We start from the raw sequence: 13162 nt of genomic DNA on the forward strand, positions 1-13162 counted from the left end.
ACACCGCTCCCCAACTGAAAGTTTGGTCCCAGAAACCATTGTCTCCGGTTACGCAGGAGTTACGTGCCTATACGACAAACGGTCAAAGAGAATCCGAGCCACGCAACATTGTGGACGCCGACCTGTCGCATTCGGGTCACATATTGTCGCACCTCCGTAGGGGCGGGGGCACAGGGCGGCGGGGTCCGAACACAATTCGGGCGGAGATTGCCGCGGCGCTCAGTTGCCGATTGAATAGGCGCTGTGACGTCGAGAGTTGGAAGACGTGGGGGTTGGGGGGCGGAAGATGTCGATCAGGCGCATTCGCGGCAGACTCGCGCTCGGCGGTGTGGTGGCGGTCGCGCTGGCGGCGTCGGCCCTCGCCCAGACCGGCGCGCGCAACCTGCCCAGGACGGTGCAGCGGTTGCTGGAATGCCGCAGGATCGACGCCAGCCCCGAGCGGCTGGCCTGCTACGACGCCGCCGTCGACGACATAGGCCAGGCGCTCGCCAAGGGCGACGTCATCACCATCGACCATGAGCAGGCCACCACCCTGCGGCGGCAGGCGTTCGGCTTCAGCCTGCCCTCGCTCGGCTTCCTCGACCGCGGACAAAAGCCCGAGACCGTCGACCGCATGACCGCGGTGGCCAAGACCGCCTACCGGCGCGGCGACGGCTCATGGGTGATCGAACTCGAGGACGGCGCGGTGTGGACCCAGATCGACAGCGAAGCCATCGCACGCGCGCCGCGCGCCGGATCGAGCGTCGTGATCAGCAAGGCCGCGATGGGCAGCTATTTCCTCAAGGTCGATGGGCAACGGGCGGTCCGCGCCCGGCGCACCAACTAGGCCGCCTTCAGCGGTCCTTGGGGTCGATGGCGTCGCGCAGGCCGTCGCCGATGAAGTTGAAGCTCATCAGCGTCACCACCATCACCGCCGAGGGAAAGGCCAGCAGCCAGGGAGCCAGTTCCATGTCCTGGGCGCCGTGGGCGATCAGCGTGCCGAGCGAGGCCATCGGCGGCTGGACGCCGAGGCCGAGGAAGCTGAGGAAGCTCTCGGCCAGGATCACGGCGGGGATGGTCAGCGTCACATAGACCACCACCGGCCCCAGCAGGTTGGGCACGATGTGACGGGTGATGACACCGCCCTGGCTCAGCCCCGCGGCGCGGGCGGCCTCGACGAACTCCTTGTGCTTCAGGGTCAGGGTCTGGCCGCGCACGATCCGGCTCATGGTCAGCCACTCGACCGCGCCGATGGCCACGAAGATCAGGATGAAGTTGGAGCCGAAGGTGACCATCAGCAGGATCACGAAGAAGATGAACGGCAGCGAATAGAGCACGTCGACGATGCGCATCATCGCCTCGTCCAGCCGGCCGCCGACGTAACCTGCGACAGCGCCCCAGGCGACGCCGATCACCAGCGAGACGAAGGTGGCCACCAGCCCGATCGCCAGGGACACGCGCAGGCCCATCAAGAGGCGCGCGCAGAGGTCGCGGCCCAGCGCGTCCGTCCCCATCAGGTGGCCGTGGGTCAGCGGGCCCACCCAGGTGTCGGCCTTGTTGACCTGGTCGTAGGGGAAGCGCGTCAGGTGCGGCCCGACCAGCGCGGCGGCGACCAGCAGCGCCAGCACGATCATGCCCGCGACCGCCGCGCGGTTGCGCAGCAGCCGCCGGCGCGCGTCGTCCCACAGGCCGCGGCCGCGGACCGCCCGCTCCATCGCCTCGGCGCCCTTGCGCGAGCCTGGAGTGAGCACGGCGCCGCTCATGAGAGCCGCACGCGCGGATCGAGCGCCGCATAGAGCAGGTCGGCCACCAGGTTCAGCGCCAGGATCAGGGCGGCGTAGACGATCACCATCCCCATCACCACCGTGTAGTCCCGCTGCAGGGCGCTGATGACGAAGAACTTCCCCAGGCCCGGCAGGTTGAAGATCTTCTCCACCACCAGCGAGCCGGTGAGCAGGCCGGCGCAGGCGGGGCCGAGGTAGCTGACCAGCGGCAGGATGGCGGCGCGCAGGGCGTGCCGGCCGACGATCCGGTGCTCCGGCAGGCCCTTGGCCCGCGCGGTGCGCACATAGTTGGACCGCAACACCTCGATCATCCCGGCCCGGGTCAGCCGCGAGATGATGGCGATCTGCGGCAGGGCCAGCACCGTCACCGGCAGCACCAGGTTGATCGCCGCCCCGTCGTTCCAGCCGGCGCTGGGGACCCATCCGAGCCTGGAGGCGAACAGCAGCACCAGCAGCGGCGCGGTGACGAAGGTCGGGATGCAGACGCCGAGGATGGCCACCGTCATGACGCCATAGTCGAGGCTGCGGTTCTGGCGCAGCGCCGCCAGCACGCCGAGGCTGACGCCGGTCACCGAGGCGATCAGGATCGCCGACAGGCCGAGCTTCAGGGAGACGCCGTAGTTCTCCTTGAGGATCTGCAGGACGGACTTGTCCTTGTACTTCAGCGACGGCCCGAGGTCGCCGCGGGCCACGCCGGCCAGGTAGTCGAGGTACTGCTGGCCCAGCGGCTTGTTCATCCCGTACCTGGCCAGCACGTAGCGCTCGATCTCGGGCGACAGCTTGCGGTCGGTGTCGAACGGGCTGCCGGGCGCCGCGCGCATCATGAAGAAGGCGAGCGTCACCACCAGGAACAGGGTCGGGATCGCGATCAGGAGGCGCCGGCCGATGAAGCGGAGCATGGGATGACCGGGCGGTGTCGCAGGGGGCCTTTGCAGGCCGGGCGTTGCGAAACTTCCACCGGCCCCCGATGATGTCAAACCAAGCGCCCTCCTCCAGCCAGTACCGAGCCGCCATGACCGATTTCCGACGCGTCACCGACCAGCTTTCCGTCAGCCCGCAGATCCGGTTGGACGAGGTCGTGGAGGCCGCCAACCAGGGCTTTCGCACGATCATCAACAACCGGCCGGACGGCGAGGAGCCGGGCCAGCCCACCAGCCTGGAGTTCGAGGCCGCCGCCGCGGCGGAGGGCCTGGCCTATGTCCACATCCCGGTGCGGGGCGGCCCGACCCCGGAGCAGGTCGAAGGCGTGCGGCGGGTGTTCGAGGAATCCGACGGGCCGGTGCTGGCCTTCTGCCGCTCCGGCACGCGCTCGATCGTCACCTGGTCGATCGGCCAGGCGCTGGGCGGGACCTACAGCCGCGACGAGCTGATCAGGCTCGGCCGGGAGGCCGGCTACGACCTCTCCGGCGTCCTGCCGGCCTAGGGCGATGATCCCCTACGTCCGCCAGATCGAGTTCGAGTACGGGCGCTGCGACCAGGTCTCGCCGCTGATCCGGCGGGTGATCGCCAACAATCCCGGCCCCTTCACCTTCACCGGCACGGGGACCTATATCGTCGGCCGCGACGAGGTGGCGGTGATCGACCCCGGCCCGGACGACCCGGCGCACCTGGAGGCGATCCTGGCCGCCGTCGCGGGCGAACGGGTCACCCACATTCTGATCACCCACCACCATGCCGACCACTCGCCGCTGGCCGGCGCGCTGAAGGCCGCGACCGGGGCGACCATCTACGGCTGCGCGGTGGCGGCCCCCGAGGCGGACGACACCGGCGAGGTGCGCATGGAGGCCGGCCACGACCACGACTTCCGCCCCGACGTCAGCCTCTGCGGCGGCGGCGAGGTGTCCGGCCCCGGCTGGACGCTGGAAGCCATCGCGACCCCCGGCCACACCTCCAACCACATCTGCTACGCGCTGAAGGAGGAGAACTGCCTGTTCTCCGGCGACCACATCATGGGCTGGTCGACGACGGTGATCACCCCGCCGGACGGGGACATGACCGACTATCTGAGGAGCCTGGAGCTGATCCGCGCGCGGGGCTTCTCGACCCTTTGGCCCACGCACGGCCCGCCGATCCGCGCGGTCACCCCGTTCATCGACGCCTACCTCGAACATCGCCAGGAGCGGGTGGAGCAGATCCTCAAGGCGCTGGCCGCCGGCCCGGCGCGGATCGCGGACCTGGTGCCGCGGCTCTACGCCGACGTGGACGCCCGGCTGTGGCCGGCGGCCGCCCGCTCGATGCTGGCGGCGATGATCCACCTGGCGCGGGAGGGCCGGATCACCGCCGACGGCGCGCCGGGGCCCGACGTCGCCTACCGCCTGGCCTAGAGCGCCCGTTCCAGCACCACGAACGCCAGGTCGTCTCGCCTGGGCCGGCCGAACCGGTCGTCGCCGTAGGGAAACGGCCGGATCTCGCCAGTCGCCCGGTAGCCGCGCCGCTGGTACCAGGCGATCAGGGTGTCGCGCAGGTTGATCACCGTCATCCGCATCCGCGCCGCCCCGTGCGCGCGGGCGAAGTCCTCCGCCGCCGCCAGCAAGGTGCGCCCGAGCTTCTGGTCCTGCCGGTCGGGCCGCACCGTCAGCAGGCCGAGATACCAGGCGCCCGCCTCCGCCGGCTCCAGCCACACGTGACCCTGAAGCTCGCCGTCGTCGTCGCGCCAGGTGAGGAGGTGGGCCCCGGGCTTGGCGGCCAGGTCCTCGCGCAGCAGCGCCAGGTTGATCCGGTCGCCGGCGATGATCGACTCGACGTTCCAGCTCGCCCGCGGGCCCGTCCCGCGGAAGGCGAGGTGGGTCAGGGCGACGACCTCCGGGTGGTCGGCCTCCGTCGCCGGCTGCAGTCGGATCACGTGGCTCAGGCCGTGGCCGTGGCCTTCGCGGTGGGCAGGACGTAGCCCTCCATCCGCTGGCGGATCAGCTTCTTGTCGATCTTGCCGGTGGCGCCCAGCGGGATGTCGTCGACGAACAGCACGTCGTCGGGCGTCCACCACTTGGCGATCTTGCCCTCCAGGAAGGCCAGGAATTCGTCGGGGGTGGCGGTCTCGCCTGGCTTCAGCTTGACCAGCAGCACCGGCCGCTCGTCCCACTTCGGGTGCGCCGCCCCGACCACCGCGGCCAGCGCCGCCTTCGGGTGGCCCATGGCCAGGTTCTCGATCTCGATGGAGGAGATCCACTCCCCGCCGGACTTGATCACGTCCTTGGCCCGGTCGGTGATCTGCATGAAGCCGTGCTCGTCCAGGGTGGCCACGTCACCGGTGTCGAAAAAGCCCTGGTCGTCGAGGATCTCGCCGCCCTCGCCCTTGAAGTACTGGCCGACCACGAACGGCCCCTTCACCTTCAGGCGGCCGAAGGTGTGGCCGTCGTGCGGCAGGTCGACGTCTTCGTCGTCGGTGAGGCGCATCTCGATGCAAAGCGGGGCGCGACCCTGCTTCAGCTTGAACCGCAGCTGCTCCTCGTCGCTCATCCTGGCGATGGCGGCGTTGGGCGTGCCTTGCGTGCCCAGCGGCGAGGTTTCGGTCATCCCCCAGGCGTGGGTGACGTCGACGCCGAACTCGTCGCGGAAGCCGCGGACGATGGCTTCCGGCACCGCCGAGCCGCCGATCACCACCCGCTTCAGCGTGGTGAGCTTGCCGTTGGTGTCGCGCAGGTGGGTCAGCAGCATCTGCCAGACGGTGGGCACCGCGGCGGAGAAGGTGACGCCCTCGGCCTCCAAGAGCTCGTGCACCGAGGCGCCGTCCAGCTTCTGGCCGGGCATCACCAGCTTCGCGCCCACCGCCGGCGCGGAGAAGGCGATCCCCCAGGCGTTGGCGTGGAACATCGGCACCACCGGCAGGATGACGTCCGTGGCGCTGGCGTTCAGCACGTCCGCGCCCATGGTCACCAGGGTGTGCAGGAAGTTGGAACGGTGGGAGTAGAGCACCCCCTTCGGATTGCCGGTCGTGCCCGAGGTGTAGCAGAGGCCTGCGGCGGTGTTCTCGTCGAAGCCGCCCCAGGCGACGTCGGCCGAGTGCTGCTCGATCAGGTCCTCGAAGCACAGGGCGCCGGGGATGTTCACCCCTTTCATGCCCTCGCGGTCGGTCATCACCACCACATGCTCTACGGTGGGCATCCGGGCCCGGTGCTCGGCCAGAGTCGGCACGAAGGTCAGGTCGGTGAAGATGATCTTATCTTCGGCGTGGTTGATGATGTAGCAGAGCTGGTCGGCGAACAGCCGCGGGTTCAGCGTGTGGCAGACCGCGCCGATGCCCATGATGCCGTACCAGGCTTCCAGGTGCCGGGCGGTGTTCCAGGCCAGCGTCGCCACCCGGTCGCCGGTCTGCACGCCCAGGGCCTTCAGCGCGTTCGACAGCCGCTTGGCCCGCGTGTGGGCCTGCGCATAGGTGGTGCGGACGATCGGGCCTTCCACCGAGCGGCTGACGATTTCCACCTCGCCGTGCCAGGCCTTGGCGTGGTCCAGGATCTTGTCGACCGTCAGCGGCCAGTCCTGCATCAGGCCAAGCATCTGAAATTCCTCCCAATGGAAGCCTCGGCGGGCTTTTGCCGCACGTTAGTGGCCCTGGGGTCGGCGCGCAACGTAACCAGCGATCACCTGCCGAGGCCGCGGCTTTCAGAAGATCCAGCCGCTCGGCAGGGAGGAGAGCTGCACGTTGACCAGCACCATCTGCGCCCCGCCGGTCAGGTCGATGACCGTGTCGGCGCCGACCTGATGCACGGTGTAGGCGCTGCCCGGGTCGACCATCACCCGGTCGCCTTCCGAGGCGTTGAAGTCGGTGACCCGGTCCATCCCGGCGTCGGCGAAGGTGTGGAAGATGTCGGCGCCGGCGCCGCCGGTGAGGGTGTCGTTCCCGCGGTCCCCGGACAGCCAGTCGTTGCCCGCGCCGCCGTAGATGACGTCGTCGCCCTGCCCGCCGCGGAGGATCTCGTTCCCCGAGCCGCCGTTCAGCGTGTCGTTGCCGATGTTGCCGTAGAGGATGTTGCCGCCGGCGTGGGCGGTGATCAGGTCATTGCCCTGGCCGCCGACCAGCCAGTCGTCGCCGCCGGAGCCGCCGTCGATGGTGTCGTCGCCCCTGTTGCCGTTGATGTTGTCGAAGCCTGACCCGCCGACGATGGAGTCATTGCCGTCGTCGCCCCACAGGGTGTCGCCGCCCGACCAGCCGGTGAGGGTGTCGTTCCCGGCGCCGGCATGGAGCTCGGGGGCCCCCGCGCCCGCGATCAGGCTGTCGTCGCCGGCGGAGGGGACCGTGTGCGACGGCCCGGGGTCCGACGAGAACGGCGTGTCGAAATTGCCGAAGCTGCGAACATACTGAGAGATCGGCGTGCCGTAGCCGTCGCGCCAATCGACCGCGCCGCCGGATTCCAGGAAGGTCTTCAGGTTCCAGACGCCGCCCAGATGGCCGCCGGCCAGCAGGCCGGAGGTGGTGATCGTGACGCCGCCGATCGTCTGGCCGACGTACTTCTCCAGGCCCAGGGCGTTCAGGTCGTTGTCCACCTTGGTCAGCCACGCCTGCATGGCGGCGTCCTGGGCGATGGGCGATTGCAGGAAGGTGGCCGTGTCCACGACCCCGAAGGACGCCGCCGTCGCGGTCCAGCCGCCGACGAAGTCGATCGCCGCGGTGCTGTCGCCGCCGTAGAACCCGACCGCCTGCAGCGCCTCCTCGCCGAGCTGGAAGCGGCCCAGATAGCCGAGGCTGCTCACGAAGCCGTAGTTGTTCCCGGATTCGTTCTTACCCAGCGCGGAAAGTAGATCCTGGTAGGTTCCAGTACTCATTCCGATCACACCCTTTTTCTGGAGCGCCGTTCCCGACAAACGCCATCAGCCTTCACCATGGCGAAGGCCCGCTAAGCTCAAGCTTGCTGATGACTGACGGAAATATCGGCCCCCGGTTCGCCCGAACGACTGCAGATCGTCAGCCGAGGGCTTTTTTGGGGCGGTCTAATCTGCCCGCCGGTCAGGTGGGCGATAAAGGTCGCCGGTCAGTGCGGAGCCTTCGTCCGGCTCCAGGCCGCGGCGGAGTCCTCGACGGGGCCGGTGGCGTCGATGACCGCCCAGTCGACCCGGCTGGTGTGGCGGGCGATCTGGTCGTGCAGGGTTTCAAGGGTGGCGTCCGAGGCGTCGCCGGTGCGCGCAGCGACGCGGGCCTCGAGCACCGGCACGGGCGCGTCCAGCCAGACGCCGTGGAACGGGACGCCGCACGCGCGGGCCAGTTGCTCAACCCGCGCCCGCAGCTCGGGATCGATAAAGGTGGCGTCCAGCACCACCGCCCGGCCGGCCTTCAGCAGCGCGCCGGCGTTGGCGAGCAGGGTGTCGTAGGAGCGGCGGTAGAACTGCGGCGCATAGGCGCTGTCCGGCAGGCGCTCGCCGGGCGGGACGTTCAGCAGCCGCTTGCGGATCTCGTCGGTGCGCAGGACCACCGCGCCGGGCGACGCGCCGAGCCCCGGCGCGACGGCCCGCGCGAAGCTGGACTTGCCGGTCCCGGACAACCCGCCGACTGCCACCAGCACCGGCGGCGGCGGACTGAGGTGGGCGATCCCCGCCTCCACATAGGCCCGCGCCAGGACCGGATCGCCGCTGTGGGCGGACACGTGGGCGCGCACCCCGGCCCGCACGGAGAGCATCAGCGGCAGCGCCGCGAGCCCCTCCCACAGCGCCGCGGGGAAGCTGCGCCCCGCCTCGTCCAGATAGGCCGACAGCACCCGCACCGCGGCGTCGCGGCGGCCCCGGAAGTCGAGGTCCATCAGCAGGAAGGCGAGGTCGTACTGGACGTCGAGGTCGGAGAGCAGGTCGTTGAATTCGATGCAGTCGAAGAGCACCGGCCGGCCGGCCTCCACCAGGATGTTCCCCAGGTGCAGGTCGCCATGGCAGTGGCGCGAGAAGCCCATGGCGGCGCGCGCCTGCAGCAGCGGCTTCTGGCGTTCCAGCGCGGCGGCGGTCAGCCCGACCAGCGCCTCCACCCGCTCGGCCCCGAGCTGCGCCGCCAGCTCGCGCAGCAGCTGGGCGTTGGAGCCGACGGTGAAGGCCAGCGCGCTCCAGCCGCCTTCCGGCCGCAGCGGCGCATGAGCGTGGAAGCCGGCGATGGCGCGGCCCAGCGCCTCGGCCATTTCGCCGTCGATGGCCTCCGGGCGGGCGGCCAGCACCGCGCCGTCGTCGAAGCGGCGCATCTCCAGCACGAACTCCACCGTGGCGCCGGCGCCGTCGAGCTCCAGGCCGCCGGCCGCGGTGCGGGTGATCCTGCGCACCGCGCGGTAGATGTCGGGCGCGGCGGCGCGGTTGAACGCCAGCTCCCGGTCGAGCGCCCAGCGCCGCCGCTCGGGGGTGGAGAAGTCCACGTAGCCCAGGTCCACGTGGCGCTTCAGCTTGAAGGCGGCATCGCCGGCCAGGAAGATCCGCGCGCAGGCGGTCTCCACCGCGCGCTCCGAGCGGGCGGTGAACCAGGCGACGATCTCGGCTTCGCCCGGATCGCTCAAGCCCGGATCGCTCAAGGAAACAGCCTGCGGGTGGTCCAACCGTCGCCCGCCCGCTGGAACACGAGCCGCTCGTGCAGCCGGAACGGCCGGTCGCGCCAGAACTCCAGGGTCTCGGGCGCGACCCGGAAGCCGGACCAGTGCGGCGGGCGCGGCACCTTGCCGAGGCCGAACCGGAGCCCGAACTCGGCGATCTTCTTCTCGAACGCCAGCCGGTCGGGCAGCGGCCGCGACTGAGCCGAGGCCCAGGCGCCCAGTTGGGCGGGGCGCGCCCGGGTGGCCCAGTAGGCGTCGGCCTCCGCCGCGCTCACCGGCGACACGGTCCCGCGCACCCGCACCTGGCGGCGCAGGGACTTCCAGTGGAACAGCAGCGCGGCCTTGGGACTGGCGGCGAGCTGGCGGCCCTTGGCGCTCTCCAGGTTGGAATAGAAGACGAAGCCGCGGGCGTCGGCCTCCTTCAGCAGCACCATGCGCACGTCCGGTAGGCCGGCCTCGTCGACGGTGGCCAGCGACATGGCGTTGGCGTCGTTCGGCTCGCGTTCGATCGCCTCCTTCATCCAGTCGGAGAACAGGGCGAACGGATCGTCCTCGCTGAGCAGCGGCGGCGGCTCGGCGGCCGTCACCTGCCGGACGTACTCGTCCTCGCTGGGCGACGGCGGGATGAAGGTCTTGTCGGTCATCGCTGCGGATATAGCGCGAGGGGCGGCCGCTCTGCGAGGCTTAACGCGGCCTTGACCATGTGCCGGCTCTAGTGGCGCCGATGGCGGCCGAATCCCCGATCACCCTGAGCGAAGCGCACGCCGTGCTGGGCGTGGCCCCAGCCGCCACGCCGGCCGAGATCCGCCGCGCCTTCCGCCAGGCCGCCAAGCAGGCGCACCCCGACCGCCCGGGCGGCGGAGCCGAGCGGTTCCGCCAGGTGGTCGACGCCTACCGCCGCCTGCAACGCCCGACGCACGCCATCATCCAGCCGCCCGCGCCCCGCGCCGAGGACGTCGCCCGCCTGGCCATCGATCCGCTGACCGCCCTGTGCGGCGGCTTCGTCGAGCACCGGCTGGAGGATGGGCGCACCCTGCGCATCGAGCTGCCGGCCGGCCTGCGGTCGGGCGATGCGGTGCGCGCCGGCGGCGCCGAGCTGGCGGTCGTGGTCCGCGGCGACGGCGCGATGATGGTCCGCGGCGATGACCTGTGGATCACCGTCGCGGTGCCGCCGCGCACGCTGTCGGAGGGCGGCCGCATCTCGCTGGAGACGCCGCTCGGCCGGCGGATCGTCTGGGTCACCCGCAAGGCCGGCGAGCGCGGCCTGGTGCGGCTGGTCGGCCAGGGCCTGCCGCCGCGCGGCCGCCACACCCAGGGCCACCTGTTCGTCCGGCTCGCGCCGCGCCAGGGGGAGACCCACTCCGCCGCCCGCACCCTGCTCCGCCGTTTCGCCGCCGCCTGGGCGGCCTAGTTTGTGAGCGGGCCGAGGTTCCGCTAGAAGCCCCGCCATGTCGCACAACAGCTTCGGCCACCTGTTCCGCGTGACCACCTGGGGCGAGAGCCACGGTCCGGCCCTCGGCTGCGTCGTCGACGGTTGCCCCCCCGGCATCGCCCTCACAGAAGCCGAGATCCAGCAGTGGCTGGAGAAGCGCCGCCCCGGCCAGGGCAAGTTCGTCACCCAGCGCCAGGAGCCGGACGCGGTCCGCATCCTCTCCGGCGTCTTCTCCGACGAGCGCACCGACGGCCAGGTGACCACCGGCACGCCGATCTCGCTGATGATCGAGAATGTCGACCAGCGCAGCCGCGACTATTCGGAGATCGCCACCGCCTTCCGGCCCGGCCACGCCGACTACGCCTACTTCGCCAAGTACGGGGTCCGCGACTACCGCGGCGGCGGCCGGCAGTCGGCGCGCGAGACCGCGGCGCGGGTGGCGGCCGGCGCCATCGCCCGCAAGGTGATCCCCGGCGTCACCATCCGCGGCGCGGTGGTGCAGATCGGACCGCATGCGGTCGCGCCCGAGCGCATGGACTGGGACCAGACCCTGCAGAACCCGTTCTGGTGCCCCGACGCCGAGATGGTCCCGGTCTGGGAAGAGCACCTGGAGAAGATCCGCAAGGCCGGCTCCTCGACCGGCGCCATCGTGGCGGTGGAGGCGCTCGGCGTTCCGGCCGGCTGGGGCGCGCCGGTCTACGCCAAGCTGGACGCCGAACTCGCCGGGGCGATGATGTCGATCAACGCCGCCAAGGGCGTCGAGATCGGCTCCGGCTTCGCGGCTGCGGCGCTGTCGGGCGAGGAGAACGCCGACGAGATGCGGGCCGGCAACGACGGGCCCACGTTCCTGTCCAACCAGGCCGGCGGGATCCTCGGCGGCATCTCCACCGGCCAGCCGGTCACCGCGCGGGTGGCGTTCAAGCCCACCTCCTCGATCCTCACCCTGCGCCGCAGCCTCAACGAGGCCGGCGAGGAGATCGAGCTGCGCACCAAGGGCCGCCACGACCCCTGCGTCGGCATCCGCGCCGTGCCGGTGGTCGAGGCCATGGCCGCCTGCGTGCTGGCCGACGCCTTCCTGCGCCACCGCGGCCAGACCGGCGGCGGGGCCTTCGCGCCCGGCCAGCATCGGCGGACCTGAGGCCGGCCGCAGCGGCTGCACGCGGCGCGTGCGACCCAGGATTTCCTTGCAACTATAGGGACTTGGCGCGCCGGAGAAACAAGCACTACCCTTAGCGGACTCGCCCCTGGGACGAACTCCGCCTGTGCGCTACGAACGTCTCAGAGTGCTGCTGGTCGACGACAACCACCACATGCGCGCCCTGCTGGCCGAGGTGCTGCGCGCGATCGGCGTGCGCGAGATCCATGAAGCCGGGGACGGTGTCGAGGGCATGCAGATGCTGCGCGACCATCCGGTGGACGTGGTGATGACCGACCTGTCGATGCCGGCCATGGACGGACTGGAGTTCGTGCGCCTGATCCGCAGCTCCGCCGACAGTCCCAACCTGATGGTTCCGGTGATCGTGGTCAGCGGCCGCTCCACCGCCAAGGCCGTGCTGGAGACCCGTGACGCCGGCGCCAACGAGTTCCTGGCCAAGCCGATCACCGCCCGCGGAGTGATCGACCGCATCCACCAGGTCGTCGAGCATGCGCGACCGTACGTGAAGATCGAGGGCTATTTCGGTCCCGACCGCCGGCGCCGGCAGGATCCGGCGCACGCGGCGCCGTGGCGGCGGGCCGGCGACGAGGCGCTGCCAAAGGCCGCAGCCGCCGAGGGCTAGTCCGCCATTTTTCGGCGACCGTGGTCTGGCACTATCCCTGCCTCGCCCGGGGAAACCGCCATGTCCGTCCCGTCCATCGCCTTTCGCACAGCCCTCCTGGGCGCCGTCGCCGTCCTGCTGTCGGGCTGCCTGGTCGCAGCCGTGGGCGGCGCGGCCGTCGGCGTGGCGGGCGCTGCGGTCGGGGTGACGGCGAAGGGGGTCGGCATGGCGGCCCGCGGCACGGGCGCCGTGGTCGGCGCGGTGATCCCGGGCGGCCACAAGGACGAGTCGCAGCGCTAGAGGCCGCGCCTCAGCCGACGAGCAGGGCGCAGCTCTCGCCGATGGTCGGGCGCGAGACCACGATCCGCGACAGGCCGGGGAACTCCGGCTTCAGCCGCTCGGCGAAATAGACGCACAGCCGCTCCAGGGTCGGGCTCTCGAGGCCGGGCTTCTCGTTCAGCAGGCCATGGTCGAGCTCGCCGGCGATGGCGCGCAGCGCCCGGTCGAGCTCCGCCAGGTCCGCCACCCAGCCGACCGGCTGCACGGCCTCGCCGCGGACGGTGGCCTCCACGCGGAAGGAGTGGCCGTGCAGGCGCGTGTACGGGCTGCCCTCGGCGCCGCCGGCGGGCAGGTGGTGGGCCGCGTCGAAGCCGGCGGCCTTGGTGATCTCGAAAATGTTTGGGCTCATCAGATGGTTGGGGCTTCGCGGAGGACCTGAGC

General features: G+C 70.9%; 15 protein-coding genes. 7 read left to right on the forward strand and 8 right to left on the reverse strand.

The annotated features are described in order from the left end of the window. Positions 1 to 286 precede the first annotated feature (286 nt). Positions 287 to 826, forward strand: coding sequence for a hypothetical protein (locus DJ021_RS02800; protein WP_111456095.1), 540 nt, complete (start codon positions 287 to 289; stop codon positions 824 to 826). Between the two features lie 7 nt (positions 827 to 833). On the opposite strand, the gene DJ021_RS02805 is transcribed toward DJ021_RS02800, so the two are convergent. Beyond that, positions 834 to 1730, reverse strand: coding sequence for an ABC transporter permease (locus DJ021_RS02805; RefSeq protein WP_207801753.1), 897 nt, complete (start codon positions 1728 to 1730; stop codon positions 834 to 836). Between the two features lie 8 nt (positions 1731 to 1738). Beyond that, positions 1739 to 2662, reverse strand: coding sequence for an oligopeptide ABC transporter permease OppB (gene oppB, locus DJ021_RS02810; protein ID WP_111456097.1), 924 nt, complete (start codon positions 2660 to 2662; stop codon positions 1739 to 1741). Between the two features lie 113 nt (positions 2663 to 2775). Here oppB and DJ021_RS02815 point away from each other — a divergent pair, with 113 nt between their 5' ends. Then, a complete protein-coding gene (locus tag DJ021_RS02815) occupies positions 2776 to 3186 on the forward strand; it encodes a TIGR01244 family sulfur transferase (protein ID WP_111456098.1) in 411 nt (136 codons plus the stop codon). A 4-nt stretch (positions 3187 to 3190) separates the two neighbouring features. Next, positions 3191 to 4087, forward strand: coding sequence for an MBL fold metallo-hydrolase (locus DJ021_RS02820; RefSeq protein ID WP_111456099.1), 897 nt, complete (start codon positions 3191 to 3193; stop codon positions 4085 to 4087). Here the strand turns inward: DJ021_RS02820 and DJ021_RS02825 are convergent. The 5 genes from DJ021_RS02825 to pdxH all read right to left on the reverse strand — a co-directional run bounded on the left by DJ021_RS02825 (position 4084) and on the right by pdxH (position 9897). Then, complete coding sequence (locus DJ021_RS02825) at positions 4084 to 4605, reverse strand: GNAT family N-acetyltransferase (RefSeq protein ID WP_243625886.1); 522 nt, start codon at positions 4603 to 4605, stop codon at positions 4084 to 4086. The genes DJ021_RS02820 and DJ021_RS02825 overlap by 4 nt on opposite strands. Positions 4606 to 4610: 5 nt before the next feature. Beyond that, positions 4611 to 6257, reverse strand: coding sequence for a long-chain-fatty-acid--CoA ligase (locus DJ021_RS02830; RefSeq protein ID WP_111456100.1), 1647 nt, complete (start codon positions 6255 to 6257; stop codon positions 4611 to 4613). 105 nt (positions 6258 to 6362) lie between these two features. Beyond that, a complete protein-coding gene (locus DJ021_RS02835; protein ID WP_111456101.1) occupies positions 6363 to 7523 on the reverse strand; it encodes a calcium-binding protein in 1161 nt (386 codons plus the stop codon). A 206-nt stretch (positions 7524 to 7729) separates the two neighbouring features. Beyond that, positions 7730 to 9220 carry a bifunctional aminoglycoside phosphotransferase/ATP-binding protein gene (locus tag DJ021_RS02840; protein WP_111456102.1) on the reverse strand — a complete coding sequence of 497 codons (1491 nt, stop codon included), beginning with the start codon at positions 9218 to 9220 and terminating at the stop codon, positions 7730 to 7732. A gap of 11 nt (positions 9221 to 9231) precedes the next feature. Beyond that, positions 9232 to 9897 carry a pyridoxamine 5'-phosphate oxidase gene (gene pdxH, locus DJ021_RS02845; protein WP_111456103.1) on the reverse strand — a complete coding sequence of 222 codons (666 nt, stop codon included), beginning with the start codon at positions 9895 to 9897 and terminating at the stop codon, positions 9232 to 9234. Between the two features lie 80 nt (positions 9898 to 9977). Between pdxH and DJ021_RS02850 the strand changes: the two genes are divergently transcribed. The 4 genes from DJ021_RS02850 to DJ021_RS02865 all read left to right on the forward strand — a co-directional run bounded on the left by DJ021_RS02850 (position 9978) and on the right by DJ021_RS02865 (position 12742). Continuing rightward, positions 9978 to 10664: a J domain-containing protein gene (locus tag DJ021_RS02850; protein ID WP_111458952.1), complete on the forward strand. Its 687-nt coding sequence runs from the start codon at positions 9978 to 9980 to the stop codon at positions 10662 to 10664. A 37-nt stretch (positions 10665 to 10701) separates the two neighbouring features. Next, a complete protein-coding gene (gene aroC / locus DJ021_RS02855; protein ID WP_111456104.1) occupies positions 10702 to 11823 on the forward strand; it encodes a chorismate synthase in 1122 nt (373 codons plus the stop codon). A 124-nt stretch (positions 11824 to 11947) separates the two neighbouring features. Beyond that, complete coding sequence (locus tag DJ021_RS02860; protein ID WP_111456105.1) at positions 11948 to 12463, forward strand: response regulator; 516 nt, start codon at positions 11948 to 11950, stop codon at positions 12461 to 12463. Between the two features lie 60 nt (positions 12464 to 12523). Then, entirely contained in the window at positions 12524 to 12742 is a 219-nt protein-coding gene (locus DJ021_RS02865) for a hypothetical protein (RefSeq protein ID WP_111456106.1), read from the forward strand. A gap of 10 nt (positions 12743 to 12752) precedes the next feature. Here the strand turns inward: DJ021_RS02865 and DJ021_RS02870 are convergent, their stop codons facing one another. Then, positions 12753 to 13130 carry a 6-pyruvoyl trahydropterin synthase family protein gene (locus tag DJ021_RS02870; RefSeq protein ID WP_111456107.1) on the reverse strand — a complete coding sequence of 126 codons (378 nt, stop codon included), beginning with the start codon at positions 13128 to 13130 and terminating at the stop codon, positions 12753 to 12755. Positions 13131 to 13162: the final 32 nt, after the last annotated feature.

It is taken from the genome of Phenylobacterium hankyongense, from assembly GCF_003254505.1.
In the GTDB taxonomy this organism is placed as follows: domain Bacteria; phylum Pseudomonadota; class Alphaproteobacteria; order Caulobacterales; family Caulobacteraceae; genus Phenylobacterium; species Phenylobacterium hankyongense.